Annotated in this window: 12 protein-coding genes; 8 read left to right on the top strand and 4 right to left on the bottom strand. The window is 42.5% G+C overall.

Going from position 1 to position 15,755, the window contains the following annotated elements; translation table 11 throughout:
- Nucleotides 1-49: 49 nt before the first annotated feature.
- Genes BP27_RS0110535 through fba form a run of 3 tightly spaced genes read left to right on the top strand, consistent with a single transcriptional unit; the run spans nucleotide 50 to nucleotide 3,392 of the window.
- On the top strand, nucleotides 50-1,081 hold the full coding sequence (locus tag BP27_RS0110535; RefSeq protein ID WP_027851524.1) for a type I glyceraldehyde-3-phosphate dehydrogenase: 1,032 nt from the start codon (nucleotides 50-52) through the stop codon (nucleotides 1,079-1,081).
- Between the two features lie 30 nt (nucleotides 1,082-1,111).
- Entirely contained in the window at nucleotides 1,112-2,275 is a 1,164-nt protein-coding gene (locus BP27_RS0110530; protein ID WP_027851523.1) for a phosphoglycerate kinase, read from the top strand.
- Nucleotides 2,276-2,327: 52 nt separating this feature from the next.
- A complete protein-coding gene (fba, locus tag BP27_RS0110525) occupies nucleotides 2,328-3,392 on the top strand; it encodes a class II fructose-bisphosphate aldolase (protein ID WP_027851522.1) in 1,065 nt (354 codons plus the stop codon).
- Between the two features lie 57 nt (nucleotides 3,393-3,449).
- Here fba and BP27_RS15985 read toward each other — a convergent pair whose 3' ends face one another.
- On the bottom strand, nucleotides 3,450-5,165 hold the full coding sequence (locus tag BP27_RS15985; protein ID WP_051610515.1) for a putative bifunctional diguanylate cyclase/phosphodiesterase: 1,716 nt from the start codon (nucleotides 5,163-5,165) through the stop codon (nucleotides 3,450-3,452).
- Between the two features lie 61 nt (nucleotides 5,166-5,226).
- Complete coding sequence (locus BP27_RS0110515; protein ID WP_027851521.1) at nucleotides 5,227-6,132, bottom strand: acyltransferase; 906 nt, start codon at nucleotides 6,130-6,132, stop codon at nucleotides 5,227-5,229.
- 123 nt (nucleotides 6,133-6,255) lie between these two features.
- Between BP27_RS0110515 and BP27_RS0110510 the strand changes: the two genes are divergently transcribed.
- A complete protein-coding gene (locus BP27_RS0110510; protein WP_027851520.1) occupies nucleotides 6,256-6,630 on the top strand; it encodes a translation initiation factor Sui1 in 375 nt (124 codons plus the stop codon).
- 5 nt (nucleotides 6,631-6,635) lie between these two features.
- A complete protein-coding gene (locus tag BP27_RS15980; RefSeq protein WP_051610514.1) occupies nucleotides 6,636-8,945 on the top strand; it encodes a sensor domain-containing protein in 2,310 nt (769 codons plus the stop codon).
- Here the strand turns inward: BP27_RS15980 and uvrD are convergent, their stop codons facing one another.
- The gene (uvrD, locus tag BP27_RS0110500) at nucleotides 8,946-11,207 is read right to left on the bottom strand and encodes a DNA helicase II (protein WP_027851519.1); all 2,262 of its coding nucleotides are present in this window, start codon (nucleotides 11,205-11,207) and stop codon (nucleotides 8,946-8,948) included.
- Nucleotides 11,208-11,372: 165 nt separating this feature from the next.
- Here uvrD and BP27_RS15975 point away from each other — a divergent pair, with 165 nt between their 5' ends.
- Nucleotides 11,373-13,667 (top strand): putative bifunctional diguanylate cyclase/phosphodiesterase, encoded by a 2,295-nt coding sequence (locus BP27_RS15975; protein WP_051610513.1) that lies wholly within the window; start codon nucleotides 11,373-11,375, stop codon nucleotides 13,665-13,667.
- 9 nt (nucleotides 13,668-13,676) lie between these two features.
- Here the strand turns inward: BP27_RS15975 and hexR are convergent, their stop codons facing one another.
- Nucleotides 13,677-14,531 (bottom strand): transcriptional regulator HexR, encoded by an 855-nt coding sequence (gene hexR / locus BP27_RS0110490; RefSeq protein ID WP_027851518.1) that lies wholly within the window; start codon nucleotides 14,529-14,531, stop codon nucleotides 13,677-13,679.
- Nucleotides 14,532-14,740: 209 nt separating this feature from the next.
- On the opposite strand from hexR, the gene BP27_RS16790 reads away from it, so the two are divergent.
- Complete coding sequence (locus tag BP27_RS16790) at nucleotides 14,741-15,241, top strand: disulfide bond formation protein B (RefSeq protein WP_051610512.1); 501 nt, start codon at nucleotides 14,741-14,743, stop codon at nucleotides 15,239-15,241.
- A 278-nt stretch (nucleotides 15,242-15,519) separates the two neighbouring features.
- The coding region (locus BP27_RS17140) for a helix-turn-helix domain-containing protein (protein ID WP_027851517.1) at nucleotides 15,520-15,755 on the top strand (236 nt) is incomplete at its 3' end.

Raw genomic sequence — 15,755 nt, 5'->3', positions numbered from 1 at the left:
ATGCGTGAAAATAGCCCACTATTTATAATTGAAGGTAATGACTAAACCAATGAAACCTAGGCTGGCCATTAATGGATATGGGCGCATCGGACAATGTATTCTTCGCGCCTGGGCAGAGCGCGAAGACTGCCGTGGTTTAAATATAGTTGCTCTAAATGAGCTATCTGATTTAGATACCCTCGCCTATCTAACTCGTTACGACACCATTCATGGGCGTTTTCCTAACAAGGTAGCAACACGCAACAACCAGCTTTGGATAGACGACCACCCCATTAATGTTTTGTGTAGCCCGACACCTGCTGATCTACCTTGGTCAGACTTAAACATTGACCTGCTTTTAGAGTGTACGGGTAGTTTTAAAGACAGAGCCACTGCAGAAAAACACCTAGAAGCGGGTGCTAAACGGCTGCTGTTTTCTCATCCTGCAGAAGCTGATGTTGATGCCACCATTGTTAGAGGGGTAAACCTTAATCAGCTTGCACCAGACATGCGTATTGTCTCAGCGGCTTCTTGTACTACCAACTGTGTTATCCCGCTAATAAAACTGTTGGACGACCAGCTAGGTATTGAGCACGCAACAACTAGCACCATTCACTCAGCCATGAACGACCAACCGGTAAGTGATGCTTATAACAAAAACGATTTACGCTTAACCCGCTCAGCTATGGCCTCTATTATTCCTGTTGAAACTGGGCTAGCTAAAGGTATTTATCGTTTACTGCCGCATTTAGAAGGACGCATTGCTAGCACTCACTTGCGTGTACCTACCCTAAACGTTTCCGCTATGGATTTAACCTTGTGCGTTAAGCGTGATACTAGCGTGGCAGAAATTAACCAGCTTTTACGCCAAGCAAGTGAAGGGGCTTTACAAGGCATTATGGGTTATACAGAAGAACCTAATGCTTCCGTCGACTTTAACCACGACCCACGCTCTAGCATTGTTGATGCCACCCAAACTCATGTAGCAGGCAAACGCTTGGTTAAACTTTTGTGCTGGTTTGATAACGAATGGGGCTTTGCTAACCGCATGTTAGATATAGCACTCCACTGGTTAGCCTTAGAAAATAACACCACTAATTAATTTTATAAGCTTAAATTTGAGGACTTATTCATGCAAGTAATTAAAATGAGCGATTTAGACCTAGCCAATAAGCGAGTGCTAATTCGTGAAGATTTAAACGTACCCATTAAAGATGGCAAGGTCACGTCCGATGCTCGTATTCGTGCCAGTCTTCCGACCATTCAACTCGCCATTAAAGCGGGTGCCCAAGTTATACTCATGTCTCACTTGGGTCGCCCTGAAGAAGGTGTTTACGATGCAGCTAACTCTTTAGCACCAGTTGCTGAACACTTAAGTCAGTTATTAAACCAGCCAGTTAAGTTAGTTAAAGATTACTTGCAAGGGGTTGAAGTGGCGGCTGGTGAAGTGGTTTTGTTAGAAAACGTGCGCTTTAATCAAGGTGAAAAGAAAGACCAAGAAGATTTATCTAAAGCCTATGCCGCCTTGTGTGATGTATTTGTAATGGATGCTTTTGGTACTGCCCACCGAGCCCAAGCATCTACCCACGGTGTAGCCCGTTTTGCACCCGTAGCTTGCGCTGGCCCTTTATTGGCGACAGAACTCGATGCTTTAGAAAAAGCCCTAGCTAAACCAGCTAAACCTCTAGTGGCTATCGTCGGTGGCTCTAAAGTCTCTACTAAACTAGAAGTGCTGAATGCCCTGTCTGAAAAGTGCCAACAAATTATTGTAGGTGGTGGTATTGCCAATACATTTTTAGCCGCCGCTGGTTTCCCTGTAGGTAAATCTTTATATGAAGCAGACCTAGTTGAAAAAGCTAAGCAGCTAATGAGCCAAGTTAGTATTCCCTTACCGACCGATGTGGTAGTTGCCAAAGAGTTTTCTGAAAATGCTGAAGCAACTATTAAGCTAGTAGAAGAAGTAGACGCAGATGATATGATTTTAGACATAGGCCCAGACTCAGCCGCTGCCTTAGCTTTATTATTAAAAGATGCGGGTACTATTTTATGGAATGGCCCTGTGGGTGTTTTTGAAATCCAACAATTTAGCAGCGGTACAGAAGTGCTCTCTAAAGCCATTGCTAAAAGTGGCGCCTTCTCCATTGCAGGTGGTGGTGATACCCTAGCAGCCATAGATAAATACGGCATCGCTGAACAAGTATCTTATATTTCTACTGGTGGCGGTGCTTTCTTAGAATACGTCGAAGGCAAAGAATTACCTGCTGTTGCTGCTTTAAAAGCTGCAGCTAACCAATAAAATTATGACTAAACCAACAATTAAACACACCCTTTATTAAAGGTAAAAAATTATGGCTTTAATTACCCTGCGTCAAATGTTGGACCATGCGGCTGAATACGGTTACGGCGTGCCAGCATTTAACGTAAACAACCTAGAACAAATGCGCGCCATTATGGAAGCCGCTGACCGTACTGACTCTCCTGTTATTGTTCAAGCTTCGGCTGGAGCGCGTAGCTACGCTGGCGCACCTTTTTTACGTCACCTTATTTTAGCAGCCATTGAAGAGTGGCCGCATATTCCTGTGTGTATGCACCAAGACCACGGTACTAGCCCTGCAGTTTGTCAGCGTTCTATTCAACTCGGTTTTAGCTCAGTAATGATGGATGGCTCTTTAGGTGAAGACGGCAAAACACCTGCCAGCTATGAATACAACGTCGATGTCACCCGTCGCACTGTTGAAATGTCGCATGCTTGTGGTGTTTCAGTGGAAGGCGAACTAGGTTGTTTAGGTAGCTTAGAAACTGGGCAGGCTGGTGAAGAAGATGGCATAGGTGCAGAAGGTACTTTAAGCATGGAACAAATGCTAACTGACCCTGAAGAAGCCGCTGACTTTGTTAAACAAACCAAGGTTGATGCTTTAGCCATTGCCATAGGTACTAGCCACGGTGCTTACAAATTCACCAAGCCACCCACCGGCGATACGTTAGCAATCGATCGCATCAAAGCCATTCACGAGCGCATTCCTAACACTCACCTAGTCATGCACGGTTCTTCTTCTGTGCCACAAGAATGGTTAGCAATTATTAACAAGTTTGGTGGTGATATTCCAGAAACCTACGGTGTTCCGGTAGAAGAAATTGTAGAAGGCATTAAGTATGGTGTGCGTAAAGTGAACATAGACACTGACTTACGCCTAGCTTCTACAGGTGCGATTCGTAAATTCTTAGCTGAAAACCCAGCAGAGTTTGACCCACGTAAATACTTCAAAGCCTCACAAATTGCCATGACCGATATTTGTGTTAATCGTTATGAAGCTTTTGGTACGGCAGGCCATGCTAGTAAAATTAGAGCGCTTAGCCTAGAAGATATGACGGCTCGCTATTTAAGTGGCGAGTTAGATCCACAAGTTAAGTAGCTTTTCATTAGGTCTACTAATTAGATCTAACAGAACCTCTGGCTAGTGCTTCCTAGATTAGTCAGAGGTTTTCACCCACTCAATAAATGCATCTAATGCCAAAGGATGACTAATATAGTAACCCTGCCCTAAATGACAGCCTGCTTTAGCTAGGTAATCCCACTGAATTTTAGTTTCTACCCCTTCTGCAACCACCTGCATACCTAAACCACAACCTAAACCTATAACAGCATCAATAATACTAGTGTTGCTCTCTTGGGTACTAAGGTCTTGCACAAAGTTTTGATCTATTTTTAAAGTATTCACAGGGAAGTTACGCAAATAAGCCATAGAAGAATAACCTGTACCAAAGTCATCTATAGCCAGCTGCACGCCTAAATCCCGTAAACCTTGCATAGTAACAATAGCCTCATCCACCTTGTCCATTACCATGCTTTCAGTAATTTCTAGTTCTACTTGGCTAGGCTCTATACCACTAAAGGCAATTGCTTCTGCTACCAATTCGCTTAAACCTGGGCGTTGAAATTGACGCATAGAAAGGTTAACAGCAACCTGCAAGGGGTAACCTATGGCTTGACTGGCTTTGACTGTATCTGACAAGGCAGTAAAAAGTATCCAGCGACCCAAAGGGTTTATCATGCCTGTGTCTTCAGCTAAAGGAATAAACTCTCCTGGTAAAACCATACCTTCATCCGTTGGCCAGCGTATTAGAGCTTCCATGCCACAAATTTTACCTTTTTTTAAATCTTGCTTAGGCTGGTAATAAAGTACAAAACTGTCGTGTTGCAGTGCTTTACGCATTTTGGCTTCTAAGCGAACACGGTGCGCACTGCTAATATTCAAGTCTTCAGCAAAAAAGCGATAACCACCCTTACCTTCTTCTTTTACTAAGTTTAATGCTGTCTCAGCGCAGCGTAATAAATCATCTTCTGTCTGAGCATTGTCAGGATAAATGGCTAAACCCAAGCTAGCCGATACATACACTTCTTCACCTTGAATAATGAAAGGCTCTTCAAGGCAGCTAATTAAGCGCTCAGCCACAATGCTGGCATCGTCAGGTTTGCGTAGTTCACTAAGAATAAAAGAAAAGTCATTACCACCCATGCGTGACAAGAGGTCAGCATCCCTTTCTTGACGGCTTTCTTGGCGAGCTAGCAGGTCTGTACGTCTAATACCTGTTTGCAAGCGTTTTGCCACGTCAATTAATAGCTGATCACCCGCTGCAAAACCAAAAGCATCATTAATGAGTTTAAAGCGATCGACATTAAGTAAAACTAAGCCTGTGCGAGTTTTATGGCGAGAGGAAATATTAAACTCATGACCTAAACGGTTACGAAATAAAATACGGTTGGGTAATTCAGTCAGTGGGTCATAGTGAGTTAAACGCTCTAATTCTGCTTCACTACGGTGCAGAGCAGAAAGCTCACTGAAAATTGCAAAGTAATGGCTAACCTCACCTTTACTGTCGGTAACAGCTTCAATGTTTAAATGCTTTAGATAGGAGCTTCCACTAGACAGGTAATCCCATACATCGCCTTCCCACTGGCCTGTTTTATCTAATTCAGCCTGTAATCGCTTATAAAAGGCTGCATCATGGTGGCCTGACTGGTTAATACGCGGCGTATTGCCTACAGCTTTGGCTTTACTGATACCCGTTAATCGCTCATAGGCAGAATTAACGTAAGTAATGGTTTGCTGGCGATCTGTCACCACGACAGCTTGAGGAACTTTCTCAATAATAGCCATGAGTAGTGCGGCTTCTAAGTGCTGCAAGGTTATCTCCCGATTCCATTCCAGGTGCCAATTAAATTACCTTAAAAAAATCTGCAAGTCATCAACCTTTAGGGTTAGCCATTAACTCTTGGCGCAACCTAGCTATACGCTGGTCTTTTTCTTGCCAAAGTTGATTAACCCATTCCTGAAATGCTTTTCTAAAAACAGGGTCCTCTTGGTAGTCGCCAGCCAGCATAGCCTTAGGAAGCGGCTCTTTTTGAATATCTATTATGACTTGCCCCACCCTACCACTTAGCAGATCCCAAAAAGTAGGTGGCTGCTCACTAGCATAAACCAGGGTTACATCTAGGTAGCTATACAGTTGATCATGCATTGCGTTTAGTGTGAAGGCTACGCCCCCTGATTTTGGTTTCAACAGGTATTGATAGGGAGATTGCTGCTGATCATGTTTTGCAGGTGTAAAGCGTGTACCTTCTAAATAGTTAACTAAAGAAACAGGGCGGCCTTTTAAACGATCACAGGCTTTACGGGTTATAGCTAAGTCCTCACCGCGTAACTGTGGATTTTTTTCTAGCTCTGCTTTGCTGTGTCGACGCATAAAGGGATACTCTAAGGCCCACCAGGCCAAGCCAAGTAGCGGCACCCAAATGAGTTCACGTTTTAAAAAGAAGGTAAAAAAAGGTGCCTTGCCATGAATAGCTGCCATTAAGGCGGGTATATCGACCCAGCTTTGGTGATTAGATATAACCAACAAAGATTCTTGTCGGCTTAACTTGTGTTGCCCCCGAATATCCCAATAGGTGGGCGTAAGGTAACGAAAAATTAGAATATTTATGCTAATCCAAGTAGCGGCAATAAATCTCACCGCCTCAAAACAAAAGTCTCTAAACCACTGAATAGGTACCAGTAGTTTGAGTAAAGCAAAAAATAGTAGTGGCACCATTCCTACTAGCGTATTGAGCAATAACAACAAGCTAGTCACTACTCCAGTTAATAAGTTATACATTATCGATGTCTCAAAAATATTGATTCTTGGCTAACTTAACCACTGCTATACTCATGCAGCAGTTTCAGCATAACGAAAATATGTTATTTTACACCTTTCTAGTTGAGTAACTTGGAATTTTTTATGTCTTCTCTTAAGCAACAGTTAAGCAGTTTAGTCTATTCTACTGAGCAGGGTCAGCTATGTCCTGCTTGCGAGCAACCCCTCGCCTCTTGCTGCTGTGCAGACCTTGCTGACCAACAACGTTTAGAAACACTCGATGGCACAGTGCGCATTCGTCGAGAAACCTCAGGTCGTAAAGGAAAAGGTGTTACTACAATTCAAGGTATTCCCTTAGGCAAGAGTGAGTTAAAGTCTTTAGCAGCTGAGTTAAAAAAACGCTGCGGAACAGGTGGCGCTTTGAAAGATGACATTATTGAAATTCAAGGTGACCAGCGAGCAACCCTTAAATCTCTACTAGAGGCCAAAGGATTTCAAGTTAAGCTAAGTGGCGGGTAAGCCTTATGGCATTTAAATTTTCACCCTTAAATAAAAAATCGCTCCTTTGGCTAGTAGGGGGAATATTTTTCTCGCTTGTATTAACTCAAGCAGTAGCGCAAAGCTATGCCACACAGCTTCCAGCCAGTTTCTTTAATGAATATGGCTCACCCATGTTAATAATTGAGCCTAAAAGTGGTGAGATACGTGATGCTAACAAGGCTGCCGCTAAATTTTATGGTTATAGTGTAGAGCAGTTAAAACAACTGAGCATTCAGCAAATTAATGCGCTTGATGCTGAAGACGTAAAGCTTGAGCGCGAGTTAGCAGAGCAAGAAAATCGTAACTACTTTGTTTTTCCTCATCGTACTGCCTCAGGTGAAGTTCGCACGGTTGAAGTTTATTCTTGGCCACTAGCCACAGAAACTGAGAAGGGCGAAACCTTATTGTTTTCTGTAATCCTTGATATTACGGGTAAAAAAATAGCCGAAGCTAGCGTTCTAGAATATAAGGATCGCTTAGAGTCTTTGGCTGAATCACGCTATCAGAAACTCCTAACGACACAAAAACAAATTAACCAAGTTCGTTGGCTTACCACCTTTACACTTCTTATTATCATAGCCTTTTTGATATGGAATATTCTTAACCGACGCAAAGCTGAACACAAGCTGCGTGAAAAAAGCTCCATGCTTGAAGGCTTGCTCCACTCGCTTCCTGATATGATTTTCTTTAAAGATCCAGAAGGTAAGTACTTAGGAGCTAATGCTAAGTTTGCTAACTTTGTTAACCACTCGCCTTTAGCTATTAAAGGCAAAACAGATTTTAACTTCTTTACCGAAAGCCTCGCTAAAAACTTTCGCCAAGCAGATCAGCAGGTAGTTACTAGCCGTGATCTAGTCCACATTAAAGAATGGACTCGCTTTCCGGATGGCTCAGATAGGTTACTTCATAAAGTTAAAGCACCTCTATTAGACATAAACAATAACTTTATTGGTGTATTAGGTGTAAGCCGCGATATTACAGAAAGCTACCAACACGAACAGCGTATTGAGTTCCTAGCCTATTACGACCCCTTAACCAACCTACCTAATCGTTACTTGTTTCAAGAAACTCTACTAGCCACCTCTAAACAACTAGAGGCTAACGCTGCGCTTATGGTGCTAGCAATAATAGACTTGGATCACTTTAAGAATATTAACGATGCATTAGGGCATACCAAGGGCGATGAACTACTCATAGCTGTTTCTAAGCGCCTTAATAGCTTGTTAGAAGCTAACGAAACCCTTGCTCGCTTTGGTGGAGATGAGTTTGTTTTATTGTTAGTTGAAAAAGATTCAAACCTTGAATTAGCTGAACAAAAACTAGAAGAAAGGTTAGAGCTTTTTCAAAACAGCCTTTCTCGCCCCCTTCAGCTAGGCGACAACGAATATTTATTAGGTTGTAGCTTAGGTGCTTCTTTTAACTCAAGTTTTGAACGACCTTTTACAGACCTACTTAAAGAAGCTGATATAGCACTTTATGCAGCCAAAGAAGCGGGCAGAGGCACCTGGAGACGTTTTAAAACAAGCATGCAAACTCAGGTTGAAAGCCGGTTTGAGCTAGAGGGCGAGTTAAGAAAAGGCCTAGAAAGCCAGCAACTACGTCTTTATTTACAGCCTAAAACCAACCGTGACGGTCTTGTCTATGGTACTGAGTCTTTGGTTCGTTGGGAGCACCCTGAAAAAGGCTTAATTCCTCCCGACCGCTTTATTCCTTTAGCAGAAGACACAGGCATGATTATTCCGCTGGGTGAGTGGGTTTTAAAAGAAACCCTGCTGCTCATGAAAGAACACCCTCACCTCACCTTCGCAGTCAATATTAGCCCTCGACAATTCCGCAACTGCAATTTTGTTGAGCAGGTTCAGCAACTGTTAAATGAAACAGGCGCTGACCCTAAACGCTTAACCTTAGAGGTAACAGAAGGCTTGTTAATTACTGATTTTAATCAGTCTTCTAAGCGCATGTTGGAGTTACAAAAATTAGGCATTAGCTTTTCAATTGATGACTTTGGTACAGGCTATTCATCTTTATCTTATCTTAAGAAACTACCGATTAATGAGCTAAAAATTGACCGCTCATTTGTAGATGGACTACCCGATGATTCAAGTGATGCCTTATTGGTGGAAACCATGATGGCGGTTGCTAAACACTTAGAGCTACTCGTGGTAGCAGAAGGTGTAGAAACACAAGAACAACAAGCTTACCTTTATTCTGTTGGCTGTAATTTACACCAAGGTTATTTTTACGGTAAGCCTGAGCCAGCAGAGCAACTACTGGCGCGACTTAAAAAAACCTAATTAGTCTAAAGGCGTTAGGGGAGCAAAACCTAATACCAAGGTTTTTTCACCGACGCCTTCAAAGTTAATTAGTAATCGAGTGCGATCACCTTCACCTTCGGCATGTAAAATAACACCTACGCCAAACTTCTTGTGTTCAACACGCTGCCCTATTCTTAAGTTGGCGGCTGCAGCACTTTCTTTAGCGCCACTTAATGGGTTGCCAATGCCAGCACCACCAACTCTTGCGGCAGCTGGCCTAGGTCTATCTTTTGCAAAATGCATAGGACGATCAACTGAGCCAGTCAACCTAACCTCGCTTAATAGCTCGGCAGGTAACTCTGTTATAAAACGTGACGGCTGGCTGTAGGTTTCTTTTCCGAAGATACGTCTGGCTTCTGCATGGGTTATATAAAGTGTTTTCATAGCGCGTGTAATGCCTACATAGCAAAGACGCCGCTCTTCTTCTAGCCCACCAGGGCTTGACTGAATTGCCATGGAATGAGGAAAAAGCCCTTCTTCTACACCTGCTAAAAAAACCAAAGGAAACTCCAAACCTTTAGCTGTGTGTAAAGTCATTAACTGAACAGCATCTTCGTCTTCTTCAGCCTGTTTATCTCCAGAGTCTAAACTAGCTTCGGTTAAAAATACTGCTAAAGCCTGCCTGCCCTCTAAATTAACCGCTTTTTCATCTATATCATCCAAAGTTAAAGTTGGCTCATAATTGTGAACAGCACTTATTAATTCTTTAAGGTTTTCTACCCTAGCCAGGCCTCGCTCACCTTTTTCTCTAGAGTGAAAGTCAATTAACTCACTTAACTCTAAAGTAAGCTCTACACTCTCTTTCAAAGCTAGGGGGAGGGTTTCTTCATCCATGCGCTCTATTAGCTCAATAAATGCCTTAACAGTTACTAAAGCACGACCTGTTAAGAGTTTTCTACTTAACATTTCTACCGAGGCATCCCATAAACCTAGGCCTTCATCACGAGCATAAGCACGAATTTTTTCTAGTGTTGTTGCGCCTATTCCACGCGTAGGGGTGTTGATAACTCGTTCAAAAGCCGGGTCATCTTGACGGTTAGTAATTAACTTCAAATAGCCCAAAGCATTTTTAATTTCCATTCGCTCATAAAACCTATGCCCACCATAAATCCGGTAAGGCATACCTTGGCGCAAAAAAGCTTCCTCTAAAGAACGTGATTGAGCATTAGAGCGGTAGAGAACAACACAGTCATTTCGCGAGCCACCTTCTTTTACATGCTGAGCAATAATATCCACAATAAAGCGGGCTTCATCCTGTTCATTAAAAGCTGCATAAACACGAATAGGATCACCAACCTGGTCTTCTGTCCACAAGGCTTTACCTAAGCGCTCACTGTTATTTTTAATCAGCTCATTAGCTGCTTTAAGAATAGTTGAAGTAGAACGGTAGTTTTGCTCTAGCTTCAGTAGCTGGGCACCTGCAAAATCTTCTGTAAAGTTATGAATGTTTTCAATTTTAGCACCACGCCAACCATAGATAGACTGGTCATCGTCACCCACTGCCATAATGCACCCATCGGTACCTCTCAGCAGTTTTAACCAGGCATATTGCAAGGTGTTAGTGTCTTGAAACTCATCAACCAAAATATTTGAGAAACGCTGTTGGTAGTGTTTTAACAAGGGTGGGGTGTCGCGCAAAACTTCCAACGACCTTAAAAGTAGCTCAGCAAAATCAACTAAACCTTGACGTTGGCATAAATCTTCATAGGTTTGATAGATTTCTTGCAAAGACCGCTCAAACTGCCCTCTTGCTAAAACATGCGCCGCTCTACGACCTTCTTCTTTATGACCATTAATATAAGACTGTACTTGCTTGGCAGGTGTGCTTTCGGTATCTATGCCTAGCTGTTTCATCAGTCGCTTAATCATGCCTAGCTGGTCATCGCTATCTAATATTTGAAAATGCTGAGGCAATTTGGCTTCTTGCCAGTGGGTGCGCAATAAACGGTGAGACAAACCATGGAAAGTACCCACCCACATGCTGCGCAAACCCATATTCAGTTCGGTTTCTAACCTTAAGCGCATTTCTTTAGCTGCTTTGTTAGTAAATGTAACTGCAAGAATTTCATGTGGTGACAAACCTTCTTGTCTAACCAACCAAACAATACGCTGCACTAATACTCTGGTCTTTCCACTACCAGCGCCAGCTAGCACAAGCAAGTCATGCCGTGGTGCAACAACCACTGCCGTCTGAGCTGGATTGAGATTTTTTAGTAAGGGATGAGAAGCAGAAGAAGTCATGGTAAGCCCAGTTAATGTGTATAAAAAAACTAGCAGGCTAGTCAATTTAAGCCAGCAAATTATACAAAATACTAACATACTCTGTGTGGCTAACCGCTTGTTACTCTGATATAAAACGTAAAGTGTGTTTCTAGATAACAATAAAATTGGAAGCCAGAGCAATAAATGAACAAAGAAAACTTTACCAAGCGGCAGACAAAACAACGTCTTTTATCCCGCTACTATCCAGCCACTGCTTTCTTAGCTTTAATTGCCTTGTGGTTTGTTTTTTTCTACACCACTAATGCTATCAGCTTGATTCAAATTGTTTTAATTGCCTTCTTTAGCCTACCTTTGATAGGTGGCAGTTATTTACTTTTTAAACAACAACAAAACCTTCAAAAAGAAATTACTAACCACCAAGTAACCCATAGCGAACTAGCAGATCAGCGCCACAAAATTAGCCAAGCCATGGAAGCTAGTAAGCTTGCTCTTTGGGAATGGGACTTAGAAACAGACTCTATTTACCACTCCCACTTTAATGATATTTTTGGTTATGAAGAAGGTGAAATCCCTTACTTTATGGGGCATTTACAACCTTTAGTGCACCCAGATGACTATCCACGTTTAAGGCAAGCATTAATTGACTCACTCAAAGGGCGGAATACCCACTTCCAGTGTCGCTTTCGTATTAAGCACAAGTCTGGAGAGTGGCGCTGGCTAGAAGATCATGGTGAGGTAGTAGAGCGTAATAGAACAACGGGTAACGCTAAAAAAATGCTCGGTACGCGGCGTGATGTCACTGAAGAGCAAGAAAAGGATGACTACCTGCAGCTTGCCTGGAAAGCCTTTGAGTCCTCCGGTGAAGCTACTTACATTGTTGATCCAAACAGTAAAATCATCTTTGTTAACCAAGCCTTTGTAGATATTACTGGTTATTCACGACAAGACATTCTAGATGAAGATTTTTGGCAGACAGACTGTTTTGCAACCACTCGAGATTTTTATAAATCCATATCGCGTAATTTAAAAATGGAAGGTCGCTGGGAAGGCGAGCTAGTACAACAACGCTTTAATGGTGAAAGTTACCCTCAGTGGCTTAGGGTGACTCGTGTGCTTAACTCCTACCAACAAAAACCTTTTACTATTGCTGTTTTCTCTGACTTAACCAAAAGCCGTGAAGTAGAAGCAAGGCTGAACTACCTCGCTGAATATGACGAACTAACTGGCTTAGCTAATCGTGGGCAGTTTTATGACCGAATGCACCAAAGACTGGCTCAAGCTCGCCTTTACAAAGAGAAGCTATCTTTAATTGTTTTTGATATAGACCGCTTTAAAGCCTACAACAATTCCCTAGGTCATCATGCTGGTGACAAGCTACTTAAGCTAGCTGCAGAGCGCATTTACAACGTCCTAACCAGTGCGGTAATTATTTCTCGTACAGGGGGGAATGAGTTTGCAGCTTTAATTTTAGGTGACCAAGAACAAGCGCAACTATTAAGTGAAGAGCTACAAGAGCAGATGCATCTACCTTTTAATGTAGACCGCCAAGAGTTACGCCTAACTTTAAGCATTGGTATTAGCTGCTACCCAGATCATGCCCATGAGCTTCAGGTATTGCTTAACCAAGCAGACCAAGCCAGGTTAAGCTGCAAGTCTTTAGGGGGTAATCGCGTACAGGTTTATAACGATACTATTCGCCAAAGTAGCTTAGAGCTTTTACGCCTAGAGCAAGACCTACGCAAAGCAATAGATAACAATGAAATTCAAGTGCACTTCCAACCTAAACTTGATTTAAACACAGGAAAAATAACCGCTGCGGAAGCCTTAGCTAGGTGGCACCATGCTGATGAAGGCTTTATCTCGCCGGGTATATTTATTCCATTAGCAGAGCGAACTGGTTTAATAGAAACACTCGGCTCGAATGTGCTTGAGCAGTCTTGTAGGCAGGCTGCCAGCTGGTATCACCAGGGTATTCAAATACAAGTCGCGGTCAATATCGCAGCCCAACAACTTGATAGCGGCTCTTTAGTAAAGCAGGTCGATGAACTACTCAATAAATATGAGCTGCCCGCCAAAATGTTGGAGCTAGAACTAACTGAAAGTACACTGATGGAAGATGCAGAAGCGGCAATAGTAGAAATGCACAGTTTACGCAACCGAGGAGTCACTCTTGCCATAGATGATTTTGGTACAGGCTACTCTTCTCTCAGCTACTTGCAGCGCTTTCCCTTAGATATTCTAAAAATTGACCGCAGCTTTTTAATGACCGATCAAGGTAATAGAAGCCAAGGCACTCTGACCCGAGCCATTATTGCCTTAGGTCATGGCTTAAATATGCGTGTAGTTGCAGAGGGGGTTGAAGATCCACAGCAGCTTACCGAGCTAAAACAACTAGGGTGTGATTTTGCTCAGGGCTTTGTTATTAGTCGACCTGTACCAGCAGAAGAGTTTACTCAACTGCTAGACAAGCAGTACTAACTTTAATTTTTATCTTAATCTGTCGGGTAGGCGCAAGCCTTGTAAGCTTCGCTTAACCACCTGCAAATGCTCTATTAACTTAGGCCCACGCATTTTTGCTACACCTACAGCTAAAACATCAATAACAACCAAATGCGCAATACGTGAACTCATAGGCGTATAAATTTCTGTATCTTCAGGCACATCCATAAATAACGGTAAAGTGACCATATCTGCCAAGGGCGAACCTGAAGGACATAAACCAATAACATGGGCACCCACTTCTTTGGCTAGCTGCACACTCTGCATTAAAGATTTAGTGCGCCCTGTTTGTGAAATAGCCACTACTACATCGCCTGGTTTTAGGGTGACAGCAGACATATTCTGCATGTGCGGGTCAGAATAAGCCGCTGTGGACATTTGTAAGCGAAAGAACTTGTGCTGTGCATCGACTGCAACCGCACCCGAAGCACCAAAACCATAAAACTCAACACGATTAGCATTGGTTAGCAAATGAATTGCTTCTTGCAGCTTAGGTGTTTCTAGCTTATCTCTAACCTGAAGTAGCCCACCAATGGTTGAGTCAAAAATACTTCGTGAAAACTCAGCAACTGTGTCACCGTCATTCATGGAGAACTGGGCAAAGCTAATATCTGTTGCCAAAACTTGTGCTAAACGCAGTTTAAAGTCTTGAAAGCCATCGCAACCTAGCGCACGGCAAAAGCGTACAACCGTTGGCTCGCTGACGTGTGCTTCAGTAGCTAAGTCTACTATGCGCATGTGAATAACTTCGTTAGGGTTCTTCAGCACATAGTTACCTACCTTTTGCTCAGAGCGGCGAAAGGTGTCCATAGTATTACGTAGGTGTTCCAGAATATTAATCACGTTGAGTCAATTCTTTTAAGAGGTACATTTAACTGTTCTACCTAAATCTAACCTTGCTACTTGTTAGACTTTAAGCAGGAACCTAACTTAGACTTTCTAGTCGAAGCTTGCAGTCAATTTTGCAGCATTAGCATGAAGAATGCAGTCTATTATGCATAATAACCATTAACTAACATAAAATCTCAGCCAGTTTTAAAAGGAAAGCTTCTTTGAACAGCCATCCAGCCCTTAAACTCCTAAAGCAGCAAGGCATACTACTCACCCTACTAGGCTCTGCCTGCATACTGATTGCCGCTCTTGCTTACGAAAAAATCACCGGCCTTTTGCCTTGTCCACTTTGCTGGTTACAGCGGGGGGTGTTTGTAGGTTTTTTTATACTTAGCCTATTAGCACTAGTGCTTAATCGTTTTAAATTAATGCGCTGGTTGTTGGTAGCTTTGTTCGCACTAGTCACTGCAACAGGCATAGGTGTAGCTGTAAGGCACCTCTACATCAAACTTAACCCTTCTAGCGTTGGCTGTGGTTTAGATGTGGAAACAATGCTGAATTTCTTCCCACTAAAAGAAGCCCTAACCCAAATGTTTATGGGTTCTTCAGACTGTGCTCAGGCAGCTAACTTATTAGCCTTACCCTTGCCTGTATGGAGTTTAACTGGCTATCTAGTTTTAGGAAGCTTGGCAATGTTTAGCTTATTAAAAAGTCGTAAATAACTCATAAGAAAAAAACCTCCGACTAGCTACCTAGTCAGAGGTTTTAATTTTAGCCTAGGCTAAGAAAGGTTATTCAAATATTACTTATAAGTTCTTGGACGTAGATTATCTGGCTTAATAAAGTCTTTTTCACCGAAATTATCATGATCACCCAATAAACGACCTTGCTTTTTTAAGCCCTGGATTCAACTCTCAAGTGCAACTCATTAAACTAGGATTGGATGGCAAGCTGCTGTAGCATCTTATGCTTTTCAATCGACCAAGAATGAGAAGCAAACATGAGACACTACACACAGCTCACCAGAGAGCAACGATACCAAATATCTGCCCTGCTTGATAACAATTTAACCCAAACTGAGATCGCTAAAACGCTTGGTGTTCACAAATCAACCATTAGTCGAGAGCTTAAACGTAATACAGGCAAACGTGGATATCGGCCTAAACAGGCTCACGAATTTACCGAAGAAAGGATCAAACAACGCTCAAAAAAACGCTTTATTGAGCCTATTTGGGG

Origin of the sequence: Marinospirillum insulare DSM 21763, from assembly GCF_000686905.1 — a bacterium.
Taxonomy (GTDB): Bacteria; Pseudomonadota; Gammaproteobacteria; order Pseudomonadales; family Halomonadaceae; genus Marinospirillum; species Marinospirillum insulare.
The sequence above is the reverse complement of the archived record's forward strand: the minus strand, read 5'-3'. Positions and strand labels throughout refer to the sequence as shown.

Excerpts from the sequence above, each read along its gene's own strand:
- BP27_RS0110535 (WP_027851524.1), top strand. The coding sequence starts at position 50 with ATGAAACCTAGGCTGGCCATTAATGGATATGGGCGCATCGGACAATGT.
- BP27_RS0110530 (WP_027851523.1), top strand. The coding sequence starts at position 1,112 with ATGCAAGTAATTAAAATGAGCGATTTAGACCTAGCCAATAAGCGAGTG.
- fba (WP_027851522.1), top strand. The coding sequence starts at position 2,328 with ATGGCTTTAATTACCCTGCGTCAAATGTTGGACCATGCGGCTGAATAC.
- BP27_RS0110515 (WP_027851521.1), bottom strand. The coding sequence starts at position 6,132 with ATGTATAACTTATTAACTGGAGTAGTGACTAGCTTGTTGTTATTGCTC.
- BP27_RS0110510 (WP_027851520.1), top strand. The coding sequence starts at position 6,256 with ATGTCTTCTCTTAAGCAACAGTTAAGCAGTTTAGTCTATTCTACTGAG.
- BP27_RS15980 (WP_051610514.1), top strand. The coding sequence starts at position 6,636 with ATGGCATTTAAATTTTCACCCTTAAATAAAAAATCGCTCCTTTGGCTA.
- uvrD (WP_027851519.1), bottom strand. The coding sequence starts at position 11,207 with ATGACTTCTTCTGCTTCTCATCCCTTACTAAAAAATCTCAATCCAGCT.
- BP27_RS15975 (WP_051610513.1), top strand. The coding sequence starts at position 11,373 with ATGAACAAAGAAAACTTTACCAAGCGGCAGACAAAACAACGTCTTTTA.